3 protein-coding genes are annotated in these 4020 nt (G+C 69.8%); all 3 read left to right on the forward strand.

Going from position 1 to position 4020, the window contains the following annotated elements:
• Positions 1 to 1739 (forward strand): FtsX-like permease family protein (locus B2R83_RS16365; protein ID WP_292043510.1); only part of this gene is annotated, 1739 nt, incomplete at its 5' end.
• Complete coding sequence (locus B2R83_RS16370) at positions 1739 to 2809, forward strand: carotenoid 1,2-hydratase (RefSeq protein ID WP_292043522.1); 1071 nt, start codon at positions 1739 to 1741, stop codon at positions 2807 to 2809. The genes B2R83_RS16365 and B2R83_RS16370, both read left to right, overlap by 1 nt.
• A 37-nt stretch (positions 2810 to 2846) precedes the next feature.
• On the forward strand, positions 2847 to 4020 hold a 1174-nt coding region (locus tag B2R83_RS16375), incomplete at its 3' end, for an ABC transporter transmembrane domain-containing protein (RefSeq protein WP_292043523.1).

Genomic DNA, 4020 nt, shown 5'->3' on the forward strand with positions numbered 1-4020 from the left:
CCGGCGCCTTCCTGGTGTTCTCGACCCAGGCGCTGTCGGTGATGCGCCGGCGCAGCCAGTTCGCGCTGCTGCGCGTGCTCGGCCTGGAGCGCAATGGGCTGCTGGGCCAGGTGCTGCTCGAGGGCGCCAGCCTGGGCGTGCTCGGCGCGGCGCTGGGCATCCTGGGCGGCTACGCGCTGGCGGCCCTGGCCCTCACCTATTTCGGCGGCGACCTGGGCGCTGGTTACTTCTCCGGCATCCGCCCGCAGGTCCAGTTCACGCCGGTGGCGGCCACCGTGTTCTTCCTGCTCGGCCTGGGCGTGGCCCTGCTCGGCTGCCTGGCGCCGGCGCTGGAGGCGGCCAACGCCCGTCCGGCGGTGGCGATCAAGTCGGGCGCCGACGAAGCCGCGCTGTCGGGCCTGGCACGGGTCTGGCCATCGCTGCTGTGCCTGTCCTTGGGCGCGGTGCTGGCCTTCGCGCCGCCGGTGTTCGAGCTGCCCCTGTTCGGCTACTTATCGATCGCCCTGCTGCTCATCGGCGGCATCGGCCTGATGCCGCGCCTGGCCGCGGAGGCCTTCCGCCGCATGGAAGGCCTGCTACTGCGCGCGCGGCGCGCGCCGCCGATCCTGCTGCTATCCCTGTCGCGCCTGGCGAATGCTCCGGGCCAGGCGGCGATCGCGCTGGGCGGTGTGCTCGCCAGCTTCAGCCTGATGGTCGCGATGGGCATCATGGTGGCCAGCTTCCGGGTCTCGGTGGACGACTGGATGGGGCACATCCTGCCGGCCGACCTGTACGTCCGGGCGGCAAGCAGCGGCAATACCGGCTTCCTCACGCCCGCGCAGCAGGCGGCGCTGCGCGCCACGCCCGGCGTCGCCCAGGCTCACTTCCTGCGTACCCGACCCGTTTCCTTGTCCCCCGAACGGCCCAACGTGGTCGTGATCGCGCGCGACATCGATGCGCGCGATCCCGGGCAGTTGCTGTACCTGGTGGGCACAAGCGCGCCGGTGCCGAGCGGTGCGCGGCCGGCCTGGGTGTCCGAAGCCATGCTCGACCTGTATGGCGTGCGCGTCGGCCAGACATTGACGCTGCCGCTCGGGGGCGCCCAGGCGACATTCTTCGTGGCCGGCGTGTGGCGCGACTACGCCAACCAGGCCGGCTCGGTGGTGATCCGCCTGGCCGACTACCGGGCCCTGACGGGCGAAGGCGAAGTCACGGACGCCGCCCTGTTCGCGGCGCGCGGCAGCAGCGCCGGGCAGCTCGAAGGCGCGGTGCGCGCCCTGCCTTTCGGAGCGGCGCTGCAGACCATGTCGGCGGGCGAGATCCGCGCCGCCAGCCTCAGGATCTTCGACCGCAGCTTTGCCGTGACCTATCTGCTGGAGGCGATCGCCATCGCGATTGGGCTATCCGGGGTGGCGGCCAGCTTCTCGGCCCAGACCCTGGCACGCTCCAAGGAGTTCGGCATGCTGCGCCACGTCGGCGTCACCCGCGGCCGGGTGCTGGGCATCCTCGCCTTCGAAGGCGGCCTGCTCACCCTGCTCGGGGTGGCCTGCGGCTTCGCGCTGGGGCTGGTCATCAGCCTGATCCTGGTTTATGTTGTCAACCCGCAGTCGTTTCACTGGACAATGGGGCTGCACCTGCCGTGGACCTTGCTGGGGAGCGTGGCCGCAGTGCTGGTCGGGGCCTCGATCCTGACGGCACTGGTATCGGGACGTTATGCGCTGTCGGGTGGTCCGGTACGCGCGGTCAGGGAGGATTGGTAATGCGGTTAGTGGTGTTTGTTGTGCTGTTGTTCCTTGCGCAGTGGGGCCGGGCCGAGCCGCCGCAGTTCGCATCCGTGGTTCCCGGCACCACGCTGTCCTTCCCGCGCGACTTCGGCGCCCATCCGGAATTCCGCACCGAATGGTGGTACGTCACCGGCTGGGTCGAAACGCCCGACCGCAAGCCGCTCGGCTTCCAGGTCACCTTCTTTCGCAGCCGCACCGAACACGACCCGAGGAACCCGAGCGCGTTTGCCCCGCGCCAGCTGGTGATCGGCCACGCAGCCCTGTCCGACCCGGCGCTGGGCCGCCTGGTACACGACCAGAAGAGCGCCCGCGAAGGCTTCGGCCTGGCCTGGGCCCGCACCGGCAACACCGACCTCAAGCTCGACGACTGGCGCATGGTGCGCGAAAGCTCAGGGCATTACCGCGTCACCATCCGCTCCAGCGAATTGACGCTGGAGCTGCGCCTGCAGCCTACCCAGCCGGTGCTGGTGCAGGGCGAAGGCGGTTATTCGCGCAAGGGCGCCAGCCCCCAGCATGCCAGCCATTACTACAGCGAGCCGCAGCTGAAGGTGAGCGGCAAGGTCGGCCGCGCCGGCAGCCTGCCCGTGGCCGTCACGGGCAGCGCCTGGCTCGATCACGAATGGTCGAGCGAAGCGCTGCAGCCGGAGGCTACCGGCTGGGACTGGATCGGTGTGAACCTCATCGATGGCGGCGCCCTGATGGCTTTCCAGATTCACAGCAGGCAAGGTGGTAAACTATGGGCGCACGCCACCGTGCGCGATGCCGCGGGCCGCGTGACCCGCTACGCGCCCGAGCAGGTCAGTTTCACGCCCACCGCGCGCTGGAAGTCGCCACGTACCGGCGCCGAGTACCCGGTGGCCCAGGATGTCGCCACCGGTGCACTGCGCTGGCAGCTCACTCCCCTGCAGCAGGACCAGGAACTCGATTCGCGCCGCTCGACCGGGGCGGTGTACTGGGAAGGCGCGGTGACGGTCAGCCGCGACGGCAAGCCTTTGGGGCGCGGCTACCTGGAAATGACGGGCTACGTGCGCCCGATGAAGCTTTGAACAGAACAGAACATTGAAGAACAATCCGCCCGAGACAATGACTTCCCGCTCCACCGGCACTACCGATTCCGACACCTCCCGCAAAGGCAGCCTGGCCGCGCTCAAGGGCCTGCTGCCCTTCCTCGCGCCCTACCGCCGCCAGTTCGTCCTGGCCGGCATCGCGCTGCTGTTCGCGGCCGGCGCCACGCTGGCGATTCCCGCCGCCTTCAAGCAGATGATCGACCACGGTTTCGGCGCCGAGGCCGGCCGCCAGAACATCGAACACGTGAATGCCGTGTTCCTGGCCCTGTTCGGCGTGGCCGCCGTGCTGGCCGTGGCCACCGCCGCGCGCTTCTACATGGTGTCCTGGCTGGGCGAGCGCGTGGTGGCCGACGTGCGCGCCGCCGTCTACCGCCACGTGGTGCACCAGAGTCCCGAATTCTTCGAATCCACGCGCACCGGAGAAGTGCTGTCGCGCCTGACCACCGACACCACGCTGATCCAGACCGTGGTCGGCACCAGCATCTCCCTCGCCTTGCGCAATACCCTGCTGTTCATCGGCGGCCTGGTCATGCTGTTCGTGACCAGCCCCAAGCTCACCGCGATCATCCTGGGCCTCCTAGTGCTGGTGGTGCTGCCGATCGTGCTGTTCGGGCGGCGCGTGCGCAAGCTGTCGCGCGACTCGCAGGACCGCATCGCCGACGCCTCGGCGCTGGCGGGCGAGATCCTGAACGCGATGCCCACCGTGCAGGCCTTCACTCACGAGGGTATCGAGGCCGGCCGCTTCGGCACCTCCGTCGAAGGCGCCTTCCAGACCGCGATCCGGCGCATTCGCGCCCGCGCCACGCTCACCATGCTGGCCATCGTGCTGGTGTTCGGCAGCATCGTGTTCGTGCTCTGGCTCGGCGCCCATGCGGTGCTCGAGGGCACGATGACCGGGGGCGACCTCGGGCAGTTCATCCTGTACGCCTCGATCGTGGCCGGCTCGGTCGGCGCCTTGTCGGAAGTGATGGGCGAAGCCCAGCGCGCCGCCGGCGCCACCGAGCGCCTGCTGGAACTGCTCGCGGCGCGCTCCGACATCCAGGACCCGGCCAATCCGCGGCCGCTGCCCCCGCGGCTTGCGAATGGCGCGCGCGTGACGCTCGACGACGTCAGCTTCAGCTATCCTTCGCGCCTGGATACCGCGGCGCTGTCGCACCTGAAGCTCGACATCGCCGCCGGCGAGACCGTGG

The organism is Massilia sp. UBA6681 (genome assembly GCF_002454935.1).
In the GTDB taxonomy this organism is placed as follows: domain Bacteria; phylum Pseudomonadota; class Gammaproteobacteria; order Burkholderiales; family Burkholderiaceae_D; genus Telluria; species Telluria varians.

Excerpts from the sequence above, each read along its gene's own strand:
- B2R83_RS16370 (WP_292043522.1), top strand. The coding sequence starts at position 1,739 with ATGCGGTTAGTGGTGTTTGTTGTGCTGTTGTTCCTTGCGCAGTGGGGC.